Origin of the sequence: Bombiscardovia apis, from assembly GCF_033095945.1 — a bacterium.
GTDB classification, from domain to species: Bacteria; Actinomycetota; Actinomycetes; order Actinomycetales; family Bifidobacteriaceae; genus Bombiscardovia; species Bombiscardovia apis.
This window is the reverse complement of sequence record NZ_AP026800.1, coordinates 840698-867656: the sequence shown is the minus strand read 5'-3', so window position 1 is coordinate 867656 and position 26959 is coordinate 840698. Positions and strand designations below refer to the sequence as shown.

21 protein-coding genes, 1 tRNA gene and 4 pseudogenes are annotated in these 26959 nt (G+C 50.3%); 9 read left to right on the top strand and 17 right to left on the bottom strand.

The window, feature by feature from the left end:
- Positions 1-166: 166 nt before the first annotated feature.
- Complete coding sequence (locus tag R8377_RS03275; protein ID WP_317643538.1) at positions 167-3508, top strand: RCC1 domain-containing protein; 3342 nt, start codon at positions 167-169, stop codon at positions 3506-3508.
- Positions 3509-3734: 226 nt separating this feature from the next.
- Here the strand turns inward: R8377_RS03275 and R8377_RS03270 are convergent, their stop codons facing one another.
- From R8377_RS03270 to R8377_RS03235, 14 genes and pseudogenes are all read right to left on the bottom strand, one after another.
- A complete protein-coding gene (locus R8377_RS03270) occupies positions 3735-3959 on the bottom strand; it encodes a hypothetical protein (protein ID WP_317643555.1) in 225 nt (74 codons plus the stop codon).
- Positions 3953-4240, bottom strand: a complete 288-nt coding sequence (locus R8377_RS03265) for a DUF5713 family protein (RefSeq protein WP_317643536.1) — start codon at positions 4238-4240, stop codon at positions 3953-3955. The genes R8377_RS03270 and R8377_RS03265 overlap by 7 nt, the downstream gene beginning before the upstream one ends.
- Before the next feature lie 1027 nt (positions 4241-5267).
- Positions 5268-5402 (bottom strand): annotated as a pseudogene (locus tag R8377_RS07805) (RHS repeat-associated core domain-containing protein); the annotation flags it as partial.
- 285 nt (positions 5403-5687) lie between these two features.
- Positions 5688-5885 carry a hypothetical protein gene (locus tag R8377_RS03260; RefSeq protein WP_317643554.1) on the bottom strand — a complete coding sequence of 66 codons (198 nt, stop codon included), beginning with the start codon at positions 5883-5885 and terminating at the stop codon, positions 5688-5690.
- A 542-nt stretch (positions 5886-6427) separates the two neighbouring features.
- Positions 6428-6652 (bottom strand): hypothetical protein, encoded by a 225-nt coding sequence (locus tag R8377_RS03255; RefSeq protein WP_317643553.1) that lies wholly within the window; start codon positions 6650-6652, stop codon positions 6428-6430.
- A gap of 3 nt (positions 6653-6655) precedes the next feature.
- Positions 6656-6805 (bottom strand): annotated as a pseudogene (locus tag R8377_RS07800) (RHS repeat-associated core domain-containing protein); the annotation flags it as partial.
- 156 nt (positions 6806-6961) lie between these two features.
- Complete coding sequence (locus R8377_RS07885) at positions 6962-7153, bottom strand: MafI2 family immunity protein (RefSeq protein WP_486598976.1); 192 nt, start codon at positions 7151-7153, stop codon at positions 6962-6964.
- Positions 7134-7271: a MafI2 family immunity protein gene (locus R8377_RS07880; RefSeq protein ID WP_486598975.1), complete on the bottom strand. Its 138-nt coding sequence runs from the start codon at positions 7269-7271 to the stop codon at positions 7134-7136. The genes R8377_RS07885 and R8377_RS07880 overlap by 20 nt, the downstream gene beginning before the upstream one ends.
- Before the next feature lie 107 nt (positions 7272-7378).
- A complete protein-coding gene (locus R8377_RS03250) occupies positions 7379-7633 on the bottom strand; it encodes a polymorphic toxin type 50 domain-containing protein (RefSeq protein ID WP_317643552.1) in 255 nt (84 codons plus the stop codon).
- Positions 7634-7831: 198 nt separating this feature from the next.
- Complete coding sequence (locus R8377_RS03245; protein WP_317643551.1) at positions 7832-8086, bottom strand: hypothetical protein; 255 nt, start codon at positions 8084-8086, stop codon at positions 7832-7834.
- Positions 8087-8860: 774 nt separating this feature from the next.
- Complete coding sequence (locus tag R8377_RS03240; RefSeq protein ID WP_317643550.1) at positions 8861-9049, bottom strand: hypothetical protein; 189 nt, start codon at positions 9047-9049, stop codon at positions 8861-8863.
- Between the two features lie 282 nt (positions 9050-9331).
- Positions 9332-9535: an RHS repeat-associated core domain-containing protein gene (locus R8377_RS07835; RefSeq protein WP_425605024.1), complete on the bottom strand. Its 204-nt coding sequence runs from the start codon at positions 9533-9535 to the stop codon at positions 9332-9334.
- A 1377-nt stretch (positions 9536-10912) separates the two neighbouring features.
- Positions 10913-11017 (bottom strand): annotated as a pseudogene (locus R8377_RS07830) (HNH/endonuclease VII fold putative polymorphic toxin); the annotation flags it as partial.
- Between the two features lie 146 nt (positions 11018-11163).
- Positions 11164-11379 (bottom strand): hypothetical protein, encoded by a 216-nt coding sequence (locus tag R8377_RS03235; protein ID WP_317643549.1) that lies wholly within the window; start codon positions 11377-11379, stop codon positions 11164-11166.
- A 153-nt stretch (positions 11380-11532) separates the two neighbouring features.
- Between R8377_RS03235 and R8377_RS03230 the strand changes: the two are divergent.
- Both R8377_RS03230 and R8377_RS03225 read left to right on the top strand, forming a co-directional pair.
- A pseudogene (locus tag R8377_RS03230) lies at positions 11533-14012 on the top strand (phosphoketolase).
- A 375-nt stretch (positions 14013-14387) separates the two neighbouring features.
- Positions 14388-14615 carry a hypothetical protein gene (locus R8377_RS03225; RefSeq protein ID WP_317643548.1) on the top strand — a complete coding sequence of 76 codons (228 nt, stop codon included), beginning with the start codon at positions 14388-14390 and terminating at the stop codon, positions 14613-14615.
- A 769-nt stretch (positions 14616-15384) separates the two neighbouring features.
- Here R8377_RS03225 and R8377_RS03220 read toward each other — a convergent pair.
- Positions 15385-15660: a LacI family DNA-binding transcriptional regulator gene (locus tag R8377_RS03220; protein ID WP_317643547.1), complete on the bottom strand. Its 276-nt coding sequence runs from the start codon at positions 15658-15660 to the stop codon at positions 15385-15387.
- A gap of 217 nt (positions 15661-15877) precedes the next feature.
- On the opposite strand from R8377_RS03220, the gene pta reads away from it, so the two are divergent.
- Entirely contained in the window at positions 15878-17566 is a 1689-nt protein-coding gene (gene pta, locus R8377_RS03215; protein WP_317643546.1) for a phosphate acetyltransferase, read from the top strand.
- A gap of 165 nt (positions 17567-17731) precedes the next feature.
- Positions 17732-18958: an acetate/propionate family kinase gene (locus tag R8377_RS03210; protein WP_317643545.1), complete on the top strand. Its 1227-nt coding sequence runs from the start codon at positions 17732-17734 to the stop codon at positions 18956-18958.
- Between the two features lie 73 nt (positions 18959-19031).
- Here the strand turns inward: R8377_RS03210 and aroA are convergent, their stop codons facing one another.
- Together aroA and R8377_RS03200 are read right to left on the bottom strand one after the other, a co-directional pair.
- A complete protein-coding gene (gene aroA, locus R8377_RS03205; RefSeq protein WP_317643543.1) occupies positions 19032-20381 on the bottom strand; it encodes a 3-phosphoshikimate 1-carboxyvinyltransferase in 1350 nt (449 codons plus the stop codon).
- Positions 20382-20482: 101 nt separating this feature from the next.
- Positions 20483-21565: a hypothetical protein gene (locus R8377_RS03200; protein WP_317643541.1), complete on the bottom strand. Its 1083-nt coding sequence runs from the start codon at positions 21563-21565 to the stop codon at positions 20483-20485.
- Between the two features lie 221 nt (positions 21566-21786).
- Here R8377_RS03200 and R8377_RS03195 point away from each other — a divergent pair.
- The 4 genes from R8377_RS03195 to R8377_RS03180 all read left to right on the top strand — a co-directional run bounded on the left by R8377_RS03195 (position 21787) and on the right by R8377_RS03180 (position 26908).
- Positions 21787-21860: transfer RNA gene (locus tag R8377_RS03195), tRNA-Pro, on the top strand.
- A 54-nt stretch (positions 21861-21914) separates the two neighbouring features.
- A complete protein-coding gene (yaaA, locus tag R8377_RS03190; protein ID WP_317643540.1) occupies positions 21915-22700 on the top strand; it encodes a peroxide stress protein YaaA in 786 nt (261 codons plus the stop codon).
- A 5-nt stretch (positions 22701-22705) separates the two neighbouring features.
- Positions 22706-23266, top strand: a complete 561-nt coding sequence (locus R8377_RS03185; RefSeq protein WP_317643539.1) for a DNA-3-methyladenine glycosylase I — start codon at positions 22706-22708, stop codon at positions 23264-23266.
- Positions 23267-23566: 300 nt separating this feature from the next.
- Positions 23567-26908, top strand: a complete 3342-nt coding sequence (locus R8377_RS03180) for an RCC1 domain-containing protein (protein ID WP_317643538.1) — start codon at positions 23567-23569, stop codon at positions 26906-26908.
- Positions 26909-26959 lie beyond the last annotated feature (51 nt).

Below are 26959 nucleotides of genomic sequence, written 5' to 3'. Positions count from 1 at the left end.
CGCATACAATGTACACGGTGAATGAACTCGGCTGCAAAAGTTTGACCACTTTTGTGACCATCGATGCAACCAGGAAGATGAAACTGCGGTTTACGCTGGCTGGGGAACTGCGAGGCCGCGTGTCGCAACTTAATAGCAGCTTGAACAGCGCAAGGGGAACATTCTAATGCTCCATCACGTCACTATCCGCAGCCTAGGAACAGCAGTGCTTATGTTCGCACTTCTTGGGGCGGGGAGCGGCCCAGCACAGGCTCAAGAAACATCTGATCTTAAGCCTCGCATATCACATAACAACTCCAAGGTCAGCGGCTTCACGCTGGATCCGAACTCGGGACCCGCCCTGCGGGAGGGGACAGCCTCGATCACACCGCCCTCGCCGCCAACAGGCATCAGCTACAAGCAGGTGAGCGCGGCCGGCAACTTCACCGTCGCCGTCGGCTCGGACGGGCATCTGTACGCCTGGGGCAGTGGATACCTGGGCACCGAACCTGGAACCGACCGCACCAAACCCAACCGCGTGCAAGTGCCGGACGATGTCACCTTCACCCAAGTCTCCACCAGTCACCAGCACACCTTGGCCCTGACCTCGGACCACCACGTATACTCCTGGGGGGACGCCACCCGCGGCGAGCTTGGCAGACCAGGCGCTCCCGCAACCCCGACAGACATGACGGCACTGGGCAGACTGCCCGCCACGGTTGTGCAAGTGGCGGCGGGAGATAGCTATTATTCATTGGCCCTGACCTCGGACCACCATGTCTACGCTTGGGGTTACGCCGCCGCTGGTTCACTGGGCACCGACACCGGTGTAGACATGTCCGCTTCTTGGGGGTCGAACTCGACACCTGTGGACATCACCGCCCAAGGCAAGGTCCCGGCCACCATCACCGCCCTATCCGCCGGCAACAGGAGCGCGCTGGCCCTCACCAGCGACCACCGGGTGTATGGTTGGGGACAACGCGATGATGTGGACATCAACTCACGCGTCAACGAAAGAGTGCTGCCGTTCGAGGTGAGCGCGGCCAGCGGCTTTCCCACGAACGTGGTCCAGATAGGCTCCTACAACACCTGGTGCATGGCCTTGACCCAAGACGGGCATGTGTACACCTGGGGCCACAACGACTCTTACAACCTGGGCAACGCCGGAATCACATCGACCTTCCCCAACCGCTTCTCCGACATCACCGCCGGCGGCAACCTGCCCGCCACAGTCACCGCCATCTACGGCGGAGGCAGCACAGGCCGGGCCCTCACCAGCGACCACCACGTCTACACCTGGGGCTCGAACACCAACGGCCAGCTGGGCAACGGCACCACTGCCAACCAGCAGATCTACAGCGGCTACCCTATAGATCTCACCGCCAGTGGCAAGCTCCCGGCCACGGTCACCGCCCTCAGCGACGGCGGGGCCGCCATGATGGCCATGACCAGTGACGGCAAAAACTACTTCTGGGGCTCGAGCAGCACTGGGCAGCAAGGCACCGGCATCACCAGCATAACCCCTGTGCTCAGACCGATCCTGTCGAGCAACCCCACAGTGAAGATGACCTCCATCAGCTTCAACTCCGCGCCCGCCAGCAAACTCAGCGAGGATCCCACCACCGGCGCCTGGACCATCCGCATACCCGCCTCCCCCGTAGGCACGGTGCCCATCCAGGTGGAATGGACCTACAACGACCAGCCCCAGACCCCAATCAGATTCAGCTACTATGTCAAGGGCTTATACACGGTACATTTCAACGACAATGGTGCCAACAGCACCAGCATCAGCGACAAGGAAGTGGCCGAAGGCGAGCGCCTGAACTGGCCGAGAACTCCCACCAAGCGCAACTCCTGGTTCCTGGGCTGGTTCACCGACGCCGGCCAACCTTGGGATTTCAACGATCAGGTAACCGCCAGCATGACCTTGACCGCCCACTGGGAGGACCACGCGGCCTTCTCCATCAGCCCCGACTCCGGGCCCGCGGCCGGCGGCACCCCACTGTCGATCACGGTTCCGAAAGCCCCACAAGACATCGTGTACACGTCCGTGACAGCTGGACCATTTTACAACGTTGCCATAGGTGCCGATGGCAACGTCTATAGCTGGGGAATGTCCGCTTCCGGACGACTTGGAAACGCTGGCGCCACTGGCAACACAGCCAATCCGGTACGGGTCCGTCTCCCCGACGGCACCCATGTACTTCAGGTGGCAACCGGCGGACAGTTCGTTCTGGCTTTGGACAGCAATCACCACGTCTGGGCCTGGGGATACAACTACAACGGCCAACTCGGCAACGGCGGTTTTTTCAGCCAAACCAGCCCGGTGGACATCACAGCTGCGGGAAAGCTGCCGAACACCGTGGCCAAAGTATATGCGAGCGACAGATACTCCTTCGCACTCACAGCAGACGGGCACGTGTGGGCCTGGGGCTCCAATTCGTATGGCACGCTCACACTCACCGCCACCTCTGACCGCAACGTGAACCCCGTGGACATCACCGCGCTGGGCAATCTTCCCGTCGATGTGATCGATCTGGCGGCCGGACTACAACACGCCCTGGCGATCACCAGCAACCACCATGTCTACTCATGGGGTGTCAACGACATGGGGCAATTGGGCACCTCCACCAACCTGGGCAGCACGACGGTGCAGCCGAAACCAGTCGACATCACTGCGGCAGGCGCGCTACCGGCCACCGCAGTATCCGTATCAGCCGGATACAACCACTCCATGGCCCTAACCGCCGACGGACATACCTACAGTTGGGGCGGCAACAGCCGGCGGCAGTTGGGAGACCCCAGCGTAACTGGCCAATACCAAGCGCAACCGATAGACCTTACCGCCAAGAACCTCCTACCAGCCACGGTCAGCCACATACAGGCTTTTTACCTCAACTCCCTCGCCCTCACCTCCAGCAATCACCTGTACACCTGGGGGTGCAACAACAAAGGCAACCTGGGCAACACCACGGAATGGGATTCGCCAAGCCCCAACGACATCACAGCGGCTGGTCTGGGCCCCGTGAAACGAGCAAGCGCCGGTTCCGACCATATGGCCGCCATCACCACAGACAACAAGACCTACACCTGGGGCGACAACAACTCCGGGCAGCTGGGACAAGGCGACATAGACGCGGTAGAACACTACACGCCGGCGCAGGCCACAGCCAAACAGACGCTGGCCGTCACCGACATGACGTTCGGCGGTATCGCCAGCGCAGGCCCACCCGGATTCGACCAAGCCAGCGGAAAGTGGGCGGTCAACACCCCAGCCCACTCCCCTGGCCAAGTCAGCGCACAACTCCACTGGACATTGGGGAGCTATCCTCAACCTGACTACAACACTAACTTCACATACGGCAGTCAAATCCCACCCAGCACCTTCTACACACTCCCTGCCGCAGGATCAACCCCAACCGGGCGCATAGGAGCCTTGTCCGCTTTCGCGCTTTCTGCATCTTGCGGACTTGTCTACGCAGCTATACAGGTCAGCCGCAAACGACAGCTCCTACACACGAAGGATTAAAAATAGATAGTTTGGTCTAAAAAATAATCGATGTTGTGCTCAGCGATAATTGTTCTCAGAACCTTCTCACTGAGCACAACATCGAATCTTGAACTGCGATCATATAGCTTCGTCTACGTTCTTGCAGGCATTATCTTGATACCGATTGGCTCAACTGCAGCGTCGAAATCTACCATCACGCTCTTGCCTTGTTGTTCGCCAATTGTGTTGTCTAACGATTCACTCCTCACAACTGCTCCGGGCATCGATTTCCCGGGTGTTTCGGAATATACAGATAAGCCGAATCTTCTCCTTCATTCAACTCAAAAAGCAAGTCAGCTTCGGCAAATCGCTTGACCAAGTGTTCAAAAGCCTCGCGAGAATCATCTATGAGAAAGGTCTCTTCAACAGCCATCTGCAAAGCCTGTACCCATGCTAGGTCACCTGCTTCAGACTCCATCTGTTCTACCATTCGCGCTCTCTCAGGGCTTCTTCTAAGTCAATATCAATATCGTAATGCTGGAGCATGTGATCAACAGTTTCAGCTATAGAATCACGGGCGGCAGTTTCAATCTCGCTACCATTCTCTTCAAACTCTTCTTCCAAGCCGTTAATCTGCAAGGTTGCCTTGTCGAAAGCCTCCTGCACCGTCTCGGGAGTATAGTTCTTATCTGCCAAAAAGGCATCGAGTTCGGTGAGAACTTTCTTTACCTTGTCTACCAAGAAATCAGGGAAATACTCATCCCCATACATGTCAGCCAAAAAGTTAGAATTATCCGTATAACTGCCTTCTCAGTTTTTGTGCGTTTTTGCCCGGTACAAGTAATGTGGCAGAAAAGCGCTTCACTTCAGTACTCACCAATTCTAAGTAGCTGTCGGGCCAAAGTGCGGGATACTTAGGCACTTTATAATGTTCCTAAGTGTAGCGATAAAAGCATGATGGGAGTTTTTATATCATTAACAAAAGGATTGAGATACTAGCATACGTTTTCAGCTCCCGTTTTATACTGCCCCCCCCCCCGAACTATTTCATATGGGGGGGGCAACTGCAGCTGTTACCTACAAAAACCCAACCGGAAGATGGATCTTTACATAGCTCCCAATTTTCAGAGTCTGGAAATTCAATGGATACTCCGATATAAGTTTGTTTTTTGCAGTATTACAGATAGCTCACCATAATAACTATCAGGTATTGTAAGTGGTTTTATCAATAGCATGTATTAAAGGAAATAATCCCCAAGGATAGAGTAACTTTCCTGTATTAATACCATTTCAATTTGCAGTGTATGTACTGTCAGAGAGGTACGCCCACCATCACCGGATAATCTAGCTAAATTATCATCAGAACATTCAATAAAATCTAAAGAGTATTCTGATTCTCGATAAACAAGCTTTCCTAAAAGAGGTTTATCTGTTTGATAAAAATCAATAATAACTTATTCATTGTCATTTTTCACTTTTAAATAGGAAATGAAGTACGGTATTTGTCTTGGGATCAATGACTAATTCATATTTCCCTTACTAGCATTCGTAGTACCTTCTACATCCCGGCGTAAAAGCTCCCGGAACACCTCTAGGGTCTGTTACTGGTTTTTGAGAACTCATGATTTCTTGTAAAGATTTTTAGAATCACCATAAGCCTCACTTTATCGCCAGCCTTGTTTAAATCATTAAGATGATTTTCAACTGTTTCAGTAAAGTTTAGCTCATTAACATTTATATTATCTGAAGTACTCGCCTCCTTCCCGTCTTCATAGTTAATCAGCCCCAACGGGTCAACCTAAGTCAGCGGATTATGTGCATATCCATATGGATTTATTCCACCCGATAGCCCTATCGGGTCAGGACTAATATACTGCCCCGTATCCGGGTCATAATACCTGAATCGATTATAGTGTAGCCCACTTTCATCATCGCTATAACTGCCCTAAATAGCGTAAATGACAATCCAGTACGGTATCATCATTCGCTGCTTTATACCCGTAGCTGTTGGTCTTGCCCCAAATATCATGCCGGGATAACCTTTAAATTACCCCGCTCATCAAATAGCTCCCTTGGCGTTCCTATCTGGTCACATACCACATAATGCAGCTGACCTTTTTCATAGCGCGCAAAAGGCTCCAGCTCATTCGTTTATATAACCACTGTATCGATTCATTATAAGCAGGTGTGCCATCAGCGTAAAGAGGGATTTCTTCCACTAATCGGTCTCCCTGCCAAAATAATCATAGCCGATAACTTTGGCCTGCGTTACTTTCCTGACGGGTGGTTGATGTGACACAGGTAATTCGGTGTGTGCCTGATAAAGTTCAGCTGTCTGGCTTAACGGTCTCTTTATCTGCTCCCGCTGGCCGTTAATTACCTGAAATTTTGCGTATCCGCCGACCAAAAGCATCATAAACATACTCCCAGCACTGGTTACCCGGCGTCCTTACCCCGGTTAACTGACCTCGTCCATTCCAGCGATAATGCCAGACCTCCGTACGAAATCCTTCCCGTTCGCGCCGTTTTTTCCGTTAACTGTCCTTGGTCATTATAACTGTACTCGGTATCAAACTCGGGCGAGTTTCCCAGTTTAATGCGATCAAGAACGATTTAATTCTCTTATCCATTCCCTAAAATCGTCCTCAGTATATAAGTAATTCCTATCTGAGGATGGTAAATCTACCGCGCCTAACATCTCCAAGTAATTAGATATCATTGGATCTGATATTCCTTAAAGAATCATCATTATAAATATCAAACGCCCACTCAGATACAGCTTTCCTATTTTCATGTCCTGATAGTAAATTTTGTATTTTTTTAATTAAGTCACTTTTCTAGGGATTTCTCTCATATTTACCTTCGCCCCATATATTCACCATTTGAATCAAATATGTGGTGATTCTTTTCATGCACTACAGGCTTTGTAGCAACGCTTCTTACACGACCAGAAATGATCTACAGTTTCATACCATGTTCTTCTATTACCTGTCGCAGGATCCCATTCTCATACCAATCTTGCACTTGCATTTCTCCATAGAAACGATAACGACCGTTCTCAAGGCTTTTAATGTCAGCTGGACCATATTTTTCAGCTTGCTCATAAAAATCTTTCAATTTCTGATAGTTTGCCGAATTATGAGCATCATTTCCTTTTCCTGAAGAACAACTAGTCAGCCCCAAGGGGTCAACCCAAGTCAGCGGATTATGTGCATACCCATACGGATTTATTCCACCTAATAGCCCTATCGGGTCTGGACTAATATACTGGTCCGTATCCGGGTCATAGTATCTAAAATCTCTTTTTTTTGTAACAGTCCCCCCTGAGGTGTTGATTTCTTAGTTTGCTGCCATATTAGCGACTACTTTTTCTTTGATTGATAGGAATATTCCCCCCCCCCTTTGTTACGTCACTTTTACCCATTGTGCTACTAATGCTGTTGTATCTAATGGTTTATTTAACGCCGTATCTTTGCAGATTTATTTTCTTTATTAATATTCTTTTCTGACATATACAAAACCATCCAACCTATCAAGATTAGCTATAATTTCAATTTCATGTATACATTCTAAATCACTATGTGATATGAAATCATTGCCTACTGCAGAAAACATCTCTGTTTCAACAGATGAAATACTTTCATAGTCTTCTTCTAAGGGCTCTCTATCCAAATAATATCTTATTAATAAGTATTTTACTATCTTGAGAATACTTTAATGCTATAGCTCGTATGTTTGGATATATTTCACCTAATAAAGCTCGCCAAACACAAATAATTAACCAATCTGGTAGATTTGACATTATTATTTTCTTTTATGATTGTAGGGTTCGTAGGAACAATATGTACAACCATTTTACCATAGTGAATTGTACATATTGTGTACTCATACCGGATGATGCATCAGTTCCTATAGGTTTGCCAAAGTCACTATTGGTTGACCTCTACTTCCTTTTCCTATAATTGGATATTGCTCTGAATGAATACCATCAAGTAAAGATTGAGTATTAATACCTTCATTAATTGTACTTCTTCCAGGTATAAAATTATTATGCTCTGGAATATGTTTACCTTGTTGCCCAATATTTATATTTTTAGGTAAATCATTAGGGATTTGGTTAATATTCTCCTTTCCACCTTCATAATTAGCCCCCCAACGGGTCAACCCAAGTCAACGGATTATGTGCATATCCATATGGATTTATTCCACCTAATAGCCCTATCGGTCAGGACTAATATACTGCCCCGTATCCGGGTCATAATACCTGAATCGATATAGTGTAGCCCACTTTCATCATCGCTATATAAAACAACTCGTGAAAATAAGCCAGAAGGATCAGGAGATCTTTCTGGTTATTTTTAATTAAAATTCTACTGGATAGAGCGATACATTATCGATAAGAGTAGAAAAAGAAACATATTTGCCTTGATTAGGTGCCATTGACACGTCTAAAAATATAACATCGTCATCAAGTGAAATAACCAAAATTCCATCACTTTCATAAGAAATTATTTTTGCAATAAAAAACAATTTGTTATCAATAATACTTATATTTGGTATTTCTTCTTTCGTTAAAGTTATATTTATTCCCCACTCAAAATAATCATCTATATCCAATTCAACAGGATAATGACTACCTATTTGCGGTTCGTTTTCCTTTCCATAAAGCTATTCCATTACCTAATCGAGAAGTAAATTCTACTCGTTGGTTTTCAAACTCTGTAATAGTTATATTTTGTCATTTTAATATTGGCACTCGTATAACACGGTTATCAACATTCATTACGTTATTAACTGGATCAAATGTCCATGTTTCTTCATGATAATGATGTTTAGTTGGTCTGCTATTCATTTCATGATTACCATAATGAAAATTAACTCTCTCTTCCCTCTACTCTCTCTCCTCTTTACCATCAGCCGACACAACCCTATCTGCACTCTTGATGTTATATTTTATTCTATTTCAGTTTATATACTTTTTACCTGATTGCATACCTTTGGGCAATTCATTTAACTTATTACTTATATTTTCAGGTAAATCATTCAATAATAATGGATTTAATGGTTTAGCAATTAAAAATATCTTCCATCATTAAAATTTCTGTTATAACTAAAGAGTCCTTTAGCTGCTGCATCAATAAAACTACTTATATATTGATTTCTCTTTGTACTATCATCAAAATGAGGGAGATTTTCTTCTATAATTTCAAACTCATATTTCCTTTTAAATTAGCAAAATAATTATAAACAATTTCATAAGATTCTAGACAACACTTTACTTTCTCAGGAATTAAATTTTGTTCCCCCGAAGTAAATGTGCTAAATAGCCATCGCTAAACGAAGCAAACCAATCAAGATCGTTGCTTTCTATAAAATCATCATCCATTTTCATTATTTTTCAGCTCCAAAAATATTAATACAATTCTCACAACGAGGTACAACCTCTCCAGTTCTTGGACGAACTGCTTGAGTAAATTGGATATCTTTTAATTCAAGATTAGGATTATTTAATAATAACTCATTAGCAGCTCTAAATTCAGCACAACGCCCTAATGTATTTCCACATGAAGTTTTTAACACCTAATCCACCTAATTTATCAGCATAAGCTTGTAATTCTGGTGCTATTTTAGTGGGAACTGTTCCACTTGATGCAGTAACTACTTTACCATTCAATGGATCAGCAGCTCGATTGCTGTAGCTGGTTTATATTTGCTATTGTCTAAAGATGCTACTATTGTTCTAATTCTTTGTTTGCATTAGCTAATATAGAATTATTCCAGTCGTCCCCTTTCCAGCTTCATAATTAGCCAACCCCAACGGGTCAACCCAAGTCAACGGATTATGTGCATACCCATACGGATTTATTCACCTAATAGCCCTATCGGGTCAGGACTAATATACTGCCCCGTATCCGGGTCATAATACCTGAATCGATTATAGTGTAGCCCACTTTCATCATCGCTATATTGTTGCAGTAAAATGTTAATTGCAGTTTTTGATACGGTAAGCCACGATATGCTGATATGTAGTAATACGTTTTTTACGCTTCCACTTACATGCTTCACTACCACTATCTGCGCAAGCGGCTAATAAGTAAAAAACAGGATCCCCACTGCTGATGAGAGAGCTTATTTTATTATAAAATCGGGATCAACTAATCCTTCTTCTTGATGATTTCAAGGAAACGGTTGTAGCATCCTCGTCTCGTTCAAGAAGATCATCTAACAGCTTTTCCTGTATTAAAGCCCAGTGATTAAACACCGACTCCTCGATTTACGAAAACAACCATTTCAGACCTAAATACATTTTCTATTATATCAACTTCATCTAGAGTAAAAGCTATTAACCCACCTAACTTTTTGGTACACCATAAAAATATGTCTTCATTCTTTGGTCTATAGGTGATAGTAATGAAAAGATAGCAAAAATATCTACAATAGTTCCATCTTTTTCTTTTATTTTGCATATTAACCTTTATTTATCTGTAATGATACACCCGCTGTGACCATCTAGGTTTAGGTGTCGTTATCTTCATATCATAAGCCCTACCGGTATTAGTATTATATTGTAATGTATGGTTATACTAGAGTCATCAGCAACTTATGCACTGCTTCCATTTTTGGAAACCCGCAGATTCAGAAAACGAAGGTCATTATTTAAGCCTTCTAAAACTCTTCCTGAGGTTGGTTCACCTTTTACTTGTTTCCAAAAAATTGCTCATTTAAATCACGAGGAACAATAACTTGTTTACCTGGTTTTGCTGTTGATATATGTTCAGCATTTTGGATTAATTGCCGTGTTCATCTGTTAAATGAGAAAGGTTATTTCCTGCTGTCGTCCCCCTTCCGCCCTTCATAATTAGCTAACCCAACGGGTCAACCCAAGTCAGCGGATTATGCGTATATCCTATGGATTTATTCCACCTAATAACTCTATTTAAAAATAAAAAGTCGACAGAAGTGTGGAATCTTTTCAGCTTTTTATTTAATTCTCAGTCAAAAATACGGAACAGCTTTGAAATACTACTCCACCTAATAAAAAATTAACTTCCCACGTCATTATTATAAAATTAATATTAATAATATTATTTTCAGCAGAAAAATGAGAAGTCAAAAAGACTTTTTAGAACCAGTCCAGTTTGATATATTGACATCCTTAATGAATTGTCCATTAATTCTATAGATACAGCATTATAATCTTTACCCCAACAGCCCCACTTAGCTATATCTATAAATGGTTTTTTTGGGTTGTTTTTACACAAAGATAAATTTTATCGGTATCTAACATTCAATTCTCCCATAACTAATTTATTAGGTAAATCATTAGGGTACAGTTTTTTCAAAAAATCATTTCTAGTAATATAATCAATAATTTCATATTAAAATCCATAGTAACCATGAGCACCAGACACATATCCAGTAGAATCACCATATGGCATTACGCTAAAACGTGGAGGAACATTGCCTTACATGACCTAAGTTATGCTCTTGAATTATTATTTTTACACCTGATGAATTGGTACAATGATATTCTCGCTTAGTGATTGGAACACCATCACTTCTTTGCTAAGAGCTTCAACCAGCTCATTGCTTTTTCTCAAGCTCAATAGAATCTAACTGATTCTTGAGCTCAGCAATCTCGGCATCCTTCTCAGAAGAAGCTTTCTGCAAATCACTCTTAGAGTTAGCTTCCGCTAATTCAAGGGCTCTTTTCTCTGCTCTAATTTAGCTTTTTCGAGCGCAGCATTCAGGTCGTCTTTCTCCTTCTCAACCTTACGCAACGCCTCAGAAACCGCCAAGGCTTTGGCAGACTGCTCAGATTCAAGTTTGGCCTGCAAATCCTGAATCTGAGCATCTTTTACACTCTGACTGGCACTTATCGAACATGTTTGTTCGTGATATGAACACATACGAACACGCTCGTAACGAAAACAGCCAAAAGTCGTAACTTCCTCGTACGATTAAAGCGATTGGGAAATGAGGAGTCGCTAGGCTCGCCAGAGATTGGCAGCACCTCATAACCGAACAAAAATAATCAATCGCACTACAGTGCAGGAGTACACATGACGAATCCTGTTATCGGCACCCCTTGGAAGAAGCTTGACGCTCCCGTTTCCGAGGAGACCTTGGAAGCCGTCGACAAGTATTGGCGCGCAGCCAACTACCTTTCCATCGGCCAGATTTACCTTCGCAGCAACCCGCTGATGAAGGAGCCTTTCACTCGTGAGGATGTCAAGCACCGTCTTGTCGGCCACTGGGGCACCACTCCTGGCCTGAACTTCCTCTTGGGCCATATCAATCGTTTGATTGCTGACCACAAGCAGAACACTGTCTTCATCATGGGCCCCGGCCACGGTGGACCTGCTGGTACTTGTAGTCGCAGTCCTACATCGATGGCACCTACACCGAGTACTTCCCCAAGATTACGAAGAACGAAGAGGGCTTGCAAAAGTTCTTCCGTCAGTTCTCTTACCCTGGCGGTATTCCTTCTCACTTCGCACCTGAGACTCCCGGTTCCATCCACGAGGGTGGCGAGCTGGGTTATGCACTCTCCCATGCTTATGGTGCTGTGCTGAACAACCCCAGCCTGTTCGTTCCCGCAGTTGTGGGCGACGGCGAAGCCGAGACCGGCGCACTGGCTACCTCTTGGCAGTCCAACAAGCTGGTTAACCCCCGCACCGATGGTATCGTGCTGCCAATCCTGCACCTCAACGGCTACAAGATTGCCAACCCGACCATCCTGTCCCGCATTTCCGACGAAGAGCTGCACGAGTTCTTCCACGGCATGGGTTACGACCCCCACGAGTTCGTAGCTGGCTTCGACGATGAGGACCACATGTCCATTCACCGTCGTTTCGCAGACCTGCTCGAAGAGGTCTTCGACGACATTTGCGAGATCAAGGCTCTGGCTCAGACCGACGACATGACTCGCCCCTTCTACCCGATGATTATCTTCCGCACGCCCAAGGGTTGGACCTGCCCCAAGTACATCGACGGCAAGAAGACCGAGGGCTCTTGGCGCTCCCACCAGGTACCGCTGGCTTCCGCCCGCGACACCGAGGCTCACTTCCAGGTTCTCAAGAGCTGGTTGGAGTCTTATGCTCCTGCCGAACTCTTCGACGACAAGGGTGGCATCCGCCCTGAGGTTACCTCCTTCATGCCTGAAGGCGATCTGCGTATCGGCGAGAACCCGAACGCTAACGGTGGCCGTCTCCTTGAGCCTCTGGATCTGCCTGACATCCACGATTACGAAATCGATGTCAACAACCACGGCCATGGCTGGGGCGCAACTGAGGCTACTCGCGTTTTGGGCTACTACACCCGTGACGTACTGGCCAAGAACCCCACCGATTTCCGTATCTTCGGACCCGACGAGACGGCTTCCAATCGTCTTGCCGCCGCTTACGAAGTCACCAACAAGCAGTGGGATGCCGAGTACCTGTCCGAACTGACCGATGAGCACATGGCTCACACCGGCCAGATTATCGAGCAGCTCTCCGAGAACCAGATGGAAGGCTTCTTGGAAGGCTACCTGCTCACCGGTCGCCACGGCATCTGGAGCTCTTACGAGTCCTTCGTGCACGTTGTCGATTCGATGATCAACCAGCACGCAAAGTGGCTGGAAGCAACGGTCCGTGAGATTCCGTGGCGCAAGCCCATCGCAGGCCTGAACCTCCTGATCACCTCCCACGTGTGGCGCCAGGATCACAACGGATTCTCTCATCAGGATCCGGGTGTTGTTGACATTCTGCTCAACAAGAACTTCAACAACGACCACGTGACCAACATCTACTTCCCTGCAGATGCCAACATGCTGCTGGCCGTAGGTGAGCGTTGCTACAAGTCCACCAACTGCATCAACGCCATCTTCGCTGGCAAGCAGCCCGCCGCCACCTACCAGAGCGTAGATGACGCCATGGCTGAGCTGGAGAAGGGTGCTGCTCGCTGGGATTGGGCTTCTAACGCTCAGAACGCTGACGATGCCGATGTCATCATCGCCACCGCCGGTGACGTTCCGACCCAAGAAGCTCTGGCTGCCAACGATATGCTCCAGAAGATGGGCCTGAAGGTTCAGTTTGTCAACGTTGTTGACTTGCTCAAGATTCAGAATGCTCAGGAGAACGACCAGGCCCTGTCCGACGAGGAGTTCGCAGAGCTCTTCGGCAAGGATAAGCCTGTCGTCTTCGCCTTCCACGCATATCCCGGCTCCATCCACCGCCTCATTCACGGCCGTCCCAACCACGACAACTTCGCGGTTCACGGCTACGAAGAGCAGGGTTCCACCACCACACCATTCGACATGGTGCGCGTGAACAACATGGATCGCTGGTGCTTGGCTGCTTCCGCTCTGAAGATGGTGGATGCCAACAAGTACGCCGGCCAGATCGATGAGTGGACTAAGTTCCGCACTGAAGCCTTCCAGTTCGCTGTAGACAAGGGTTACGATCACCCCGACTACACCGATTGGGTATGGCCCGATGCCAACCGCGCTGGCCAGGAGAACCTCTCCGCCACCGCAGAAACTGCTGGCGACAACGAGTAGTAAAACGCGTATGAGGCTCACGTAGTCTCATTGCTTACTCACAGAAAGCCCCTCCTGTTCATTCAGGAGGGGCTTTCTGTATGAGTCCACAACTTGAACGTGGTCTGCGCAGACCTCACCCTGTCCCCTTCGTCGTGTTGCATTGCCCAAGGTTACGGCTGTCAAGGTGGTGTCGACTATCGCTATTTTCCAGATGATTGCTTTTATCGTCGCCATGTTTGTAGGCCTGCTCTCCGATAAGATTCACAAACGTAAGCCGATAATAATGCTCTCGGCGGTTTTGGCCATTATTGGATTTGTTTTCTCCATCATTATGCGTTCGATTACCGGCATTTACTTGCTTGCGTTTTCGTGGCTTTGGTTCAGGGCATCTTCGTGGCTATTGATCAGGCGCTCAACGTCGATGTGCTCCCCAGCAAGGAGAATGCGGGCAAGGATCTTGGCTTCATCAACGCCGCCACGACTGCTAGTCAGTCCGCCGGTATGGCTTTGACTTCCATCATCGTCTCGACAACGAAAACCTACATCTACATCTTCCCCATTGCTATTATCATGTCAGTGCTCCCTATCTTCTTTGTAATTTCTATTAAGTCTGTGAAGTAGTCTACTCACATTTGAGAGGGGTTTGACGGTTATGCGATTGCATCAAACCCCTCTCGTCGTATCTCGGGGTACATAAGTGGAGATGAGCCCTTGCGGTTGTCGGCTGAGAAAATGAGGTTGGGTGGCACCTCGGTATCGATCAGCCTATCTGCGGCCAGCATTCTCATTTCCCTGTGCTCAACATGTACGCTTGAGAATTGTGGAGTTACCAATTGACAGCTAGGTATGTCATCAATACCAGCTATTGCCAACGCAAGGCCTAGGCGGCCAGAAGAAGATTGCGCTTGTACAAACTACATAAAGGACAAGAGTAATATCATCATTGAAAGCTAGTACTGCGGCGGTAGGTGTTCACTATAATAGTGGAAACTTTTAGCAGCCTGAGTGGCTACTGGGTACGCGCATGACATGCAGCGGAAAGCTATCGCCGCCTCTCTGCAAGCTCGAGATAAAGCCTTCCCACGCAAGATTCGGGTCTAGGCAAGTAAGCAATAGCACGATGTCCTAGACGATACAGGTCGCGCTCGATATCCTGTATGGCCGGAGAATCATAAGAAAAAATGGAAGCAACATCTGAAACCACCCGGTTGAGTACGACTAGAGGTTTACTTTGTGTGAATCAACAAATTGCGGTGTCAGAAAGCCGGGAAGAACCCAAAACCGCTCCGTCTAAGTGAAGTAGTATGCGGCGCAAGGCAAGCATTTCTCGTTCACTGCTTTCCTCAGTGTCGAGAATGTTGACGCCAAAGTTACGTCGATAGCAAGCCTTTTAAAGCCCTCGGTCTATGCGTGCCGAAACAATGTTTTCTAAGTCGGTAACCACGATGGCCAGTAACCCCTGTAACCCAATGCTCACTGGTGCATCCAAACTGCTACTCTGGTATCCCATAGCTTCTACTACTGCTAGCACTTGCTGTCGGGTTCGGATACTCACCCGTCCTGACCTAACAAACACGCGTGAAGCTGTAGATAGGGAGACACCAGCTCGCTGAGCTACCTCGGTCAGCGTTACCTCGTTGTCTTGGCAGCTCGGGCTGATTTTCATAGCACTGGCCACTCCTTGGGGCGGTGTCTCATTCATGAGCACATAGTTTAAACTGTGCTGAGAGGAGTACCACAGTGAAAACCATTTGTTGCAGGAACTCCCTCTCATACAAGAGGCGGAAAGAAACGTTGACTTGCCAGCACTACCTCGTATACTGTAACTGCTGCTGAACGAAGTGGTCACAGTACAGAATGTATTTGAACAGGAGGGGGACCAAGTGAGTCCTGTCACTATCAGTATTATCAGTCCTGAAGCGGGCGTGGGGCGCAACCTCGTGGCATACGGCCTTGCGACCGTGCTAGGCAAAAGCGCTAAGTTGGCGTTGTTTAGGCCTGTAGCTTGCCGTAAGGAGACACTCACCGACACCCTCTTGAATGCGATTGACAGCTCGGCTGAGCGCTCTGATTATGTAGGCACTTGCCCTTGTAATGCCCGCGAAGACGGAGAGCAGGCTCGGGCAGACGCTCTAGCTGCATATTCACAGATGGTGGCCAGCCAGCAGCCCGAGATGGTGCTTTCAGTTTCTTCAGATAAAACGGCTGTGGCTGATCCGAACCGCATGACCTTAGATGCGCAGATGGCCGCGGACTTGCGCTCGCCCGTATTCTTGGCTGTGTGCACGATAGATCGCACTGCTCAACAAGTCGTGGCAAGTGTAGACAACTGCCGGCGCATTATCGAACAAGCAGGAAGTAAACTGGCCGGCGTATTCATTACTGGATGCGAGAGCGAGCAGAAGTCTGATGTACAGGCAGCTTTGAGCAATTATGACAAGCCCTTCTGGCTTATTGACCGCTTTGACTTCGACCCTAATCCACAGGCCGAGAGCAACCACCAGCAAGCACTTTCTGTCTTCCAAGCATGTGTCTCAGACGAAAGCATTGTGGCAGCAGCACGCGAATCCGCGCCCCAAGTCACCACTCCTATTGCTTTCCAAAACGACTTGCTGGCCCGGGCCAAAGCCGCCAACAAAACCATCGTCTTGCCTGAGGGCCAAGAGGATCGTATTCTCAAAGCGGCAGACTACTTACTTGAGCGTGATATCGTCAAGCTCATCATTGTGGGAGACAAGGACAGCATCGCTAGCAGAGCCCAAGAGCTGGAATTAAACCACTTAGACAAGGCTACCTTCCAGGCAATGGATGATGAAAGTGTCTTGGCCCCGATGGTAGACAAGCTCTGCCAGCTGCGCGCCAAAAAGGGTATGACACTTGAGCAGGCCCGCCAACAGCTAGCTGATCCCTCGTATTTTGGCACCATGCTAGTTGTTCAAGGTTTGGCAGACGGATTGGTTTCCGGCTCGGTCAACTCCACTGCTAACACCGTTCGCCCGGCCCTGCAAGTGATTAAAACAAAGCCCGATGCTTCGCTAGTTTCCGGCGCTTTCCTGATGTGTTTTAAAGACCATGTGGCCATTTTTGCTGACTGCGCCATTAACCTCAATCCCAATGCGGAGCAACTGGCAGATATAGCCATACAATCCGCCCAGACTGCCCGCTCCTTCGGCATCGACCCCAAGGTTGGCATGCTCTCTTACTCCACGCTCGGCTCCGGTAAGGGTCCGGATGTGGATCTGGTAGAAGAAGCTACGAAGATTGTGCACAGCAAGGCTCCAGAGCTGCCGGTTGTGGGTTCCATCCAGTTCGATGCGGCTTGGTCGCCAACAGTTGCTCAGGCTAAAGCCAAAGGAAATGCGGTTGCCGGGCATGTGAACGTGTTCGTCTTTCCCTCACTAGCCGCTGGCAACATCGGCTACAAGGCCGTACAGCGCTCTTCTGGCGCTATAGCCATCGGTCCGATTCTGCAAGGCCTCAACAAGCCTGTCAATGACCTGTCGCGTGGCGCATTGGTGCAAGACATCATTAATACCGTCGCTCTCACCGCTGTAGAAGCACAAGACAAGTAAGCGCAAGCCAAGCAGCGCTGACCCAAGATGACCGGCGGTTTAGAGTAGAGCCCGCCAGCCATCTTGGGTTAGCTTATGCCCGTTTTGTAAGCACCGCAGCGTAATCTGAATAAAGGAATATGTGGAGTTTGAGCTCCAATCGATTTGCATCAGGAGGATGCCATAATGGCGAGAACCGTCCTAGTTATCAACTCTGGATCTAGCTCGATTAAGTATCAGCTAGTCGATCTCGAAACCGGCGAAGGCTTGGCTTCGGGCTTGGTTGAAAAGATTGGTGAGCCTGTTGACGGCCACTACAAGCACGAGTATCAGGGCCAAAAGCATGAGATGGAAGAGCCCATTAACAACCATGAGACCGGCCTCAAGCGCGTTTTGGGTCTCTTCAAGGAGTACGGCCCGGACCTCAACGAGTCCGGCATCGTCGCCGTTGGCCACCGCGTCGTGCAGGGCGGCTCTATCTTCCCCAAGCCAGCTCTAGTTACAGATCAAACCCTTGCCCAAGTCAAGGATTTGGCCGTTTTAGCACCTCTTCACAATGGTCCAGAAGCCGAAGGCGCTCAGGTTATGCGCGAGCTCCTGCCTGACACTCCTCAGGTCTTTGTATTCGACTCCTCCTTCTTCACCGATTTGCCTGCCAAGGCCTCGACCTATGCCCTCAACAAGGACATCGCCGAGCAGTACCATATTCGTCGCTATGGCGCCCACGGCACCAGCCATGAGTTCGTCGGTAAGCTCGTTCCTGAAGTTGTTGGCAAGCCTGCCGAAGGTCTCAAGCAGATTGTCTTGCACATCGGCAACGGTGCTTCCGCTTCCGCACAGGTCTCCGGCAAGCCGATTGAAACTTCAATGGGTCTCACCCCTCTTGAGGGACTGATGATGGGCAGCCGCACTGGTGACATCGACCCAGCAGTCGCCTTCCACCTGATGCGCAACGCTCACATGTCTGTAGACGAGCTCGATGATTTGTTCAACAAGCGTTCGGGCATGATGGGCATGACCGGCTTCGGCGATATGCGCGAAGTGCACCGCGAAATTGCCGAGGGCAACAAGGATGCCAAGCTAGCACTCGATATCTACGTGCACCGCATCGTAGCCTACATTGGCAACTACACGGCTCAAATGGGCGGCTTGGATGTCATCACCTTCACCGCAGGTGTGGGCGAGAATGATGAGATCGTACGCGCTCGCGTGATTGAGCAGCTCGCTCCCTTCGGTGTCAAGCTCAACTTGGAGGAGAACGACATCCGTTCCAAGGAAGCTCGCATCATTTCGACTCCTGACAGCTCGGTCACCGTTTGCATCGTGCCAACCAACGAAGAGCTTTCCATTGCTCGCCAGTCTGAGGTTATCGCCCGCGAAGGCGACTCCTACGGCAACAAGTTCGGCAAGTAAATACGGCAAGTAAATACAAGTTTGGCCCCAGCAGATACCCTTCTGCTGGGGCCAAACTTGTATCTGTGAGCGCTTACACTGTAGCCGTGCTGAGTATCTGCTCCCACATAGGTACGAAGTTGGGCAGAGTCTTACTCGTAGTTCCTATATTGCGCACTTCTATACCCGGGATACCTAAACCAAGCAGGGCTGCAAAGGTTGCCATCCGGTGGTCCGCATAAGTCTCTATGCAGGCAGGGTGAAGTTCGCGGCGCTCGACAGGTACTATTGCGATGCCATCTTCCAACTCCTCGGCCTGACCACCAACCTTACGAATTTCTGCTGTGAGAGCTGCTAGGCGGTTAGTCTCGTGCCCGCGCAGGTGGCCAATGCCTCTTAATCGAGTGGGGCTATCTGCGAATACTGCCAGCGCAGCCAAGGTCGGGGCAAGCTCTCCTGCAGCAGCCATATTGTAATCACCTAAGCCATGAAGACTGCCACTACCTTGCACTCGGCAGGCTTGGTCTGCGTCGATGGTAGGGAAACTCACCTGTGCTCCAAGACTGGTGAGCATGTCTGGAAGCAAACCGCCTGGCTGTGTGGTCTCCGTCGGCCAGTGAGGCACACAGACGCTACCACCGCTGATAAGTGCAGCCCCGAGGAATGGGGCAGCATTCGACAGGTCGGGCTCAACTTGAATCACTTCAGGCAATTGCGGCCCGAGCTGACCTGGCTCTTGATGCACTTGCCACGTCGCCTGATCTTCCCTAGCCTCGACCTGTACGCCGGTCTGCTGAATATCGCTCACTGTCATCCGAATATGTGGCAGGCTCGGCAGCGAAGCACCCACATGGTGCACTTGCAACCCGTCGCAGGCCCGAGATCCTAATAGCAAAAGTCCAGAGATGAACTGCGAAGATGAGGACGAGTCGATACTGACCACTCCCCCATTAAAGTGCTCAGGCGGCTGAATAGTAAAAGGCAAATACCCATCAGCGCCTTCATATATAACGCGCGCTCCCAATTGCTCTAAGCCATCTAAGAGTGAGCGCATGGGCCGCTCTTGGGCCTGTCTGTCGCCAGTAAAGCGCGTCGGACCATCGGCTAGCATAGCCAGAGCCGGCGCAAAGCGCATGACCGTTCCAGCAAGCCCGCAGTCCACTTCACCCCCGCCGGTAAAAATGCCATGTTCAGGTGGCAAAATCGTCACTTGGGTGGGGTCTTGCTCACCAGCTCGACTCTCCACGCCGAAAGTATGCAAAGCTGCAAGCATGAGGTCAGTATCGCGCGAGCGCAGCAATCCGCGTATCTCAACTGGCCGCCGGCCTAAGGCAGCAAGTATCAAATACCTATTCGATAAGGATTTGCTACCCGGTATGGTCACCTGCGCACTCAGCGGTCCTTGAGCGCTGGGAGCAGACCATAGAGCTTGTGTAAGATTCATATATTCATCATAGGGGCTACACCAGATGACACATATACCAGTTGGGAGCAGCCTGACACTCCGCAGACTGCTCCCAACCTATTTGACTGTATTAATTTTACTTACTTTTGAGCAAGTCTCGCATTGAGGGTATCCATCAAATCCTGCAAAGAATCCTCCGGAGTGGCTTTTTCCTTCTCTTTATCGAGCTTGGCATTGAACTCGTTAAAGTCGGGCGTCTCGCGTTCTAACTTGGAAGCTTCCTTTTGCAAATCTTCCATCTTCGTCAAACTGTCATTAGCATTGCTGGCATTTAGATTGTTGATTAAGTCAGTCATCTGCTTCATCACGTCTTGCAATTTGCCCATAACTTTTCCAGCTTGGCTAGTATATTCCGATATGGTCTTGTTGGGAACCTTAGCGGCCTGTTCAAGCCCAGTTTTGCAAGATCCAATAAAAGTATTCAATTGCTCAATATAGTCTTCACTATCCGAATCCGTGAGTTTGGAAGTGTCTCCGCAAGCCTTCTCCGCCTTGGCATACGCTGGAGCAGAGTCGATAAGGCCTTCAACGTAGGTCTTGTAACTTTGTTCTTTGTCGGAATAAGCCTGATACTTGTCTTTGACCGCACTATCTTTGACCGCTTTAAGAGAACCAAAATCCTTGGTCATCTTGTCGAGCTTGTTGACCGCCTGCTTAAGTTTGTCTGCATCCTGGCTGGAGCTTGACTTATCTCCCTTATACAGCTTGCCAATATACTCATTGATTGTAGCTTTCTGCTCTTCCAGTAGCCGGGTTGCATGAACAGCTTCTTCATAGTCAGCCCGTTTTACGCCCCAAGGCTTCCAAACCAGCAGAGCCGCCACAATCGCAATGACTGCGATGATTGCAACGATAATAGCAATCGTTTTCTTCTTGGCCTCTTGCTCATGCTCTTTCACGTCTGCGAATGGCACCTGACCGGTACCGTAATTTTCCTGGGCACCTTGATTGAACTGGCTTCCATCGTTGCCGCCCATATAAGATCCATCATTGCCTGCATAGCTCTGCGTTGGAGCTTGCGTATCGAAGGGCACCTGCCCCTGCGCTGGGTCAGCTTCTTGATTACTCTGCGCCATTGGTTGGTTTTGTGGTGCAGATTGAGCATCGTTGCCTGGCGCATTGCCTGGCTGATTATTGTCAAAGTTCTGCTGGTCGTCACTCATACCTTGTCTCATTTCGACTCTCTGGTGGCGGTCGTACTGTGTTCGCTGTAGACCACGCAACTATTTCCCCGATTTTCGCCCACATAGCACAGTGCACATAGACACTATTGAGCTTATCGTAAGCCGACACCAAACTACTGACGTATTCGGCAACACAGCGGGCAACTTTCTTTCCGCACTATGCGCTATACTTACATCTTGTGCCCGATTGCTTCGGGCTTCGGGCTGTAGCGCAGCTTGGTAGCGCGCCTGCTTTGGGAGCAGGATGTCGCAGGTTCAAATCCTGTCAGCCCGACTTTGCTTCTGTGACATGCACATCATCTCATGCCAAGTTAGATTGGTTTTCCCCATGATTACGCTCTTATCTCCAGCCAAAACGCTAGATTTCAACTCGCCCCTGCCCACTGAGCAAGGCACACAACCGCAGTTTATGCACGAGGCTCAAACGCTCGTAGAATCCTGCCAATCGCTCAGCACTGCCGACTTGCGCGAGCTCATGTCGATTAGCCCCCAATTAGCCGACCTCACCTACGAGCGTTTTGCCAATTGGGGCTCCCAGGCTAGCGCAACGAAGGCCCGACAAGCCGTATTGGCATTCAAAGGCGAAGCATACGAAGGCTTGGCAGCCAGCAACTTCTCAGAAGCAGACCTGCAATTTGCCCAAGACCACCTCCGCATTCTTTCGGGCTTGTATGGCATCTTGCGCCCACTCGACCTTATTGAGCCTTACCGCCTTGATATGGGCATCCGCTTGGCATCGGGCACTTATACCAACCTCTACCAATTCTGGAAGAGCAAGCTGAGCGCCTCCCTTAACCAAGAGCTCGCCGAAGCAACCGAGCCCACCATAATCAACCTAGCATCGGCAGAATACTCGAGAGCTGTCGAACCAAAGAAGCTCAATGCCGCCATTATTGAACCCATCTTCCTCGACGAAAAGAATGGCACATACAAGGTCATTAGCTTCTATGCCAAGCGCGCCCGAGGCCTCATGAGCCGCTATATTATTGAGCACCGCATTGAAGAAAGTTCAGCTCTCAAAGACTTCCGAGATGCGGGTTATAGCTTTGATGCTAGTATGTCTGACCAACACAAATGGTACTTCACGAGGGATGAGAACCGGCAGAAAAGGTAGTCACTATGAGCGTAGAGCGTTGCGAATGGGCTCAGGTAAGCGAATTAGAAACCGACTACCATGACCACGAATGGGGTGTGCCCACCCACGATGACCGCGAACTCTTCGAGCTCTTAATTCTAGAAGGTATGCAGGCCGGATTGAGTTGGGATCTCATCTTGCGCAAGCGGCAAAACTTCGTAGAAGCGTTTGATAATTTCGATTACCAAACCGTAGCATCTTATGGTGAAGACAAAATCGCCGCACTTCTGTCCACCTCCGGCATTGTGCGCAACAAGCTCAAGGTGCGCGCTGCAGTCAGCAATGCCCAAGCTTTCATGTCCGTTCAAGATGAATTCGGTTCTTTCGATGCGTATTTATGGTCGTTCGTCGATGGCAAGCCGATAGTTGGCAATTGGAAAGCAGTAGAAGATGTGCCCTGCTCGACTCCACTATCGGATGTTGTTAGCAAAGACTTACGTAGGCGAGGCTTCAAGTTTACAGGGTCTACTATCGTATACTCATATTTACAGGCCACGGGCCTATTAAACGATCACATCACCTCTTGTTTCAAATACCAGCAATAATGCCATATCGGAAAGTCTTACTTTTCTCCATTTAAAATAGAAGACAAACTTCTTTTAGTATCTGTTTACCATCGACAGCAATAAGGCCAACACGCTCAGCTCAGACCAAACGACCATGTTAACATTGTACACATCGCATACAATGTACACGGTGAATGAACTCGGCTGCAAAAGTTTGACCACTTTTGTGACCATCGATGCAACCAGGAAGATGAAACTGCGGTTTACGCTGGCTGGGGAACTGCGAGGCCGCGTGTCGCAACTTAATAGCAGCTTGAACAGCGCAAGGGGAACATTCTAATGCTCCATCACGTCACTATCCGCAGCCTAGGAACAGCAGTGCTTATGTTCGCACTTCTTGGGGCGGGGAGCGGCCCAGCACAGGCTCAAGAAACATCTGATCTTAAGCCTCGCATATCACATAACAACTCCAAGGTCAGCGGCTTCACGCTGGATCCGAACTCGGGACCCGCCCTGCGGGAGGGGACAGCCTCGATCACACCGCCCTCGCCGCCAACAGGCATCAGCTACAAGCAGGTGAGCGCGGCCGGCAACTTCACCGTCGCCGTCGGCTCGGACGGGCATCTGTACGCCTGGGGCAGTGGATACCTGGGCACCGAACCTGGAACCGACCGCACCAAACCCAACCGCGTGCAAGTGCCGGACGATGTCACCTTCACCCAAGTCTCCACCAGTCACCAGCACACCTTGGCCCTGACCTCGGACCACCACGTATACTCCTGGGGGGACGCCACCCGCGGCGAGCTTGGCAGACCAGGCGCTCCCGCAACCCCGACAGACATGACGGCACTGGGCAGACTGCCCGCCACGGTTGTGCAAGTGGCGGCGGGAGATAGCTATTATTCATTGGCCCTGACCTCGGACCACCATGTCTACGCTTGGGGTTACGCCGCCGCTGGTTCACTGGGCACCGACACCGGTGTAGACATGTCCGCTTCTTGGGGGTCGAACTCGACACCTGTGGACATCACCGCCCAAGGCAAGGTCCCGGCCACCATCACCGCCCTATCCGCCGGCAACAGGAGCGCGCTGGCCCTCACCAGCGACCACCGGGTGTATGGTTGGGGACAACGCGATGATGTGGACATCAACTCACGCGTCAACGAAAGAGTGCTGCCGTTCGAGGTGAGCGCGGCCAGCGGCTTTCCCACGAACGTGGTCCAGATAGGCTCCTACAACACCTGGTGCATGGCCTTGACCCAAGACGGGCATGTGTACACCTGGGGCCACAACGACTCTTACAACCTGGGCAACGCCGGAATCACATCGACCTTCCCCAACCGCTTCTCCGACATCACCGCCGGCGGCAACCTGCCCGCCACAGTCACCGCCATCTACGGCGGAGGCAGCACAGGCCGGGCCCTCACCAGCGACCACCACGTCTACACCTGGGGCTCGAACACCAACGGCCAGCTGGGCAACGGCACCACTGCCAACCAGCAGATCTACAGCGGCTACCCTATAGATCTCACCGCCAGTGGCAAGCTCCCGGCCACGGTCACCGCCCTCAGCGACGGCGGGGCCGCCATGATGGCCATGACCAGTGACGGCAAAAACTACTTCTGGGGCTCGAGCAGCACTGGGCAGCAAGGCACCGGCATCACCAGCATAACCCCTGTGCTCAGACCGATCCTGTCGAGCAACCCCACAGTGAAGATGACCTCCATCAGCTTCAACTCCGCGCCCGCCAGCAAACTCAGCGAGGATCCCACCACCGGCGCCTGGACCATCCGCATACCCGCCTCCCCCGTAGGCACGGTGCCCATCCAGGTGGAATGGACCTACAACGACCAGCCCCAGACCCCAATCAGATTCAGCTACTATGTCAAGGGCTTATACACGGTACATTTCAACGACAATGGTGCCAACAGCACCAGCATCAGCGACAAGGAAGTGGCCGAAGGCGAGCGCCTGAACTGGCCGAGAACTCCCACCAAGCGCAACTCCTGGTTCCTGGGCTGGTTCACCGACGCCGGCCAACCTTGGGATTTCAACGATCAGGTAACCGCCAGCATGACCTTGACCGCCCACTGGGAGGACCACGCGGCCTTCTCCATCAGCCCCGACTCCGGGCCCGCGGCCGGCGGCACCCCACTGTCGATCACGGTTCCGAAAGCCCCACAAGACATCGTGTACACGTCCGTGACAGCTGGACCATTTTACAACGTTGCCATAGGTGCCGATGGCAACGTCTATAGCTGGGGAATGTCCGCTTCCGGACGACTTGGAAACGCTGGCGCCACTGGCAACACAGCCAATCCGGTACGGGTCCGTCTCCCCGACGGCACCCATGTACTTCAGGTGGCAACCGGCGGACAGTTCGTTCTGGCTTTGGACAGCAATCACCACGTCTGGGCCTGGGGATACAACTACAACGGCCAACTCGGCAACGGCGGTTTTTTCAGCCAAACCAGCCCGGTGGACATCACAGCTGCGGGAAAGCTGCCGAACACCGTGGCCAAAGTATATGCGAGCGACAGATACTCCTTCGCACTCACAGCAGACGGGCACGTGTGGGCCTGGGGCTCCAATTCGTATGGCACGCTCACACTCACCGCCACCTCTGACCGCAACGTGAACCCCGTGGACATCACCGCGCTGGGCAATCTTCCCGTCGATGTGATCGATCTGGCGGCCGGACTACAACACGCCCTGGCGATCACCAGCAACCACCATGTCTACTCATGGGGTGTCAACGACATGGGGCAATTGGGCACCTCCACCAACCTGGGCAGCACGACGGTGCAGCCGAAACCAGTCGACATCACTGCGGCAGGCGCGCTACCGGCCACCGCAGTATCCGTATCAGCCGGATACAACCACTCCATGGCCCTAACCGCCGACGGACATACCTACAGTTGGGGCGGCAACAGCCGGCGGCAGTTGGGAGACCCCAGCGTAACTGGCCAATACCAAGCGCAACCGATAGACCTTACCGCCAAGAACCTCCTACCAGCCACGGTCAGCCACATACAGGCTTTTTACCTCAACTCCCTCGCCCTCACCTCCAGCAATCACCTGTACACCTGGGGGTGCAACAACAAAGGCAACCTGGGCAACACCACGGAATGGGATTCGCCAAGCCCCAACGACATCACAGCGGCTGGTCTGGGCCCCGTGAAACGAGCAAGCGCCGGTTCCGACCATATGGCCGCCATCACCACAGACAACAAGACCTACACCTGGGGCGACAACAACTCCGGGCAGCTGGGACAAGGCGACATAGACGCGGTAGAACACTACACGCCGGCGCAGGCCACAGCCAAACAGACGCTGGCCGTCACCGACATGACGTTCGGCGGTATCGCCAGCGCAGGCCCACCCGGATTCGACCAAGCCAGCGGAAAGTGGGCGGTCAACACCCCAGCCCACTCCCCTGGCCAAGTCAGCGCACAACTCCACTGGACATTGGGGAGCTATCCTCAACCTGACTACAACACTAACTTCACATACGGCAGTCAAATCCCACCCAGCACCTTCTACACACTCCCTGCCGCAGGATCAACCCCAACCGGGCGCATAGGAGCCTTGTCCGCTTTCGCGCTTTCTGCATCTTGCGGACTTGTCTACGCAGCTATACAGGTCAGCCGCAAACGACAGCTCCTACACACGAAGGATTAAAAATAGATAGTTTGGTCTAAAAAATAATCGATGTTGTGCTCAGCGATAATT

Excerpts from the sequence above, each read along its gene's own strand:
- R8377_RS03275 (WP_317643538.1), top strand. The coding sequence starts at position 167 with ATGCTCCATCACGTCACTATCCGCAGCCTAGGAACAGCAGTGCTTATG.
- R8377_RS03270 (WP_317643555.1), bottom strand. The coding sequence starts at position 3,959 with ATGGTAGAACAGATGGAGTCTGAAGCAGGTGACCTAGCATGGGTACAG.
- R8377_RS03265 (WP_317643536.1), bottom strand. The coding sequence starts at position 4,240 with ATGTATGGGGATGAGTATTTCCCTGATTTCTTGGTAGACAAGGTAAAG.
- R8377_RS03260 (WP_317643554.1), bottom strand. The coding sequence starts at position 5,885 with ATGATGCTTTTGGTCGGCGGATACGCAAAATTTCAGGTAATTAACGGC.
- R8377_RS07880 (WP_486598975.1), bottom strand. The coding sequence starts at position 7,271 with ATGTCAAATCTACCAGATTGGTTAATTATTTGTGTTTGGCGAGCTTTA.
- R8377_RS03235 (WP_317643549.1), bottom strand. The coding sequence starts at position 11,379 with ATGTGTTCATATCACGAACAAACATGTTCGATAAGTGCCAGTCAGAGT.
- R8377_RS03220 (WP_317643547.1), bottom strand. The coding sequence starts at position 15,660 with ATGAAAATCAGCCCGAGCTGCCAAGACAACGAGGTAACGCTGACCGAG.
- R8377_RS03210 (WP_317643545.1), top strand. The coding sequence starts at position 17,732 with ATGGCGAGAACCGTCCTAGTTATCAACTCTGGATCTAGCTCGATTAAG.
- aroA (WP_317643543.1), bottom strand. The coding sequence starts at position 20,381 with ATGAATCTTACACAAGCTCTATGGTCTGCTCCCAGCGCTCAAGGACCG.
- R8377_RS03200 (WP_317643541.1), bottom strand. The coding sequence starts at position 21,565 with ATGAGTGACGACCAGCAGAACTTTGACAATAATCAGCCAGGCAATGCG.
- yaaA (WP_317643540.1), top strand. The coding sequence starts at position 21,915 with ATGATTACGCTCTTATCTCCAGCCAAAACGCTAGATTTCAACTCGCCC.
- R8377_RS03185 (WP_317643539.1), top strand. The coding sequence starts at position 22,706 with ATGAGCGTAGAGCGTTGCGAATGGGCTCAGGTAAGCGAATTAGAAACC.
- R8377_RS03180 (WP_317643538.1), top strand. The coding sequence starts at position 23,567 with ATGCTCCATCACGTCACTATCCGCAGCCTAGGAACAGCAGTGCTTATG.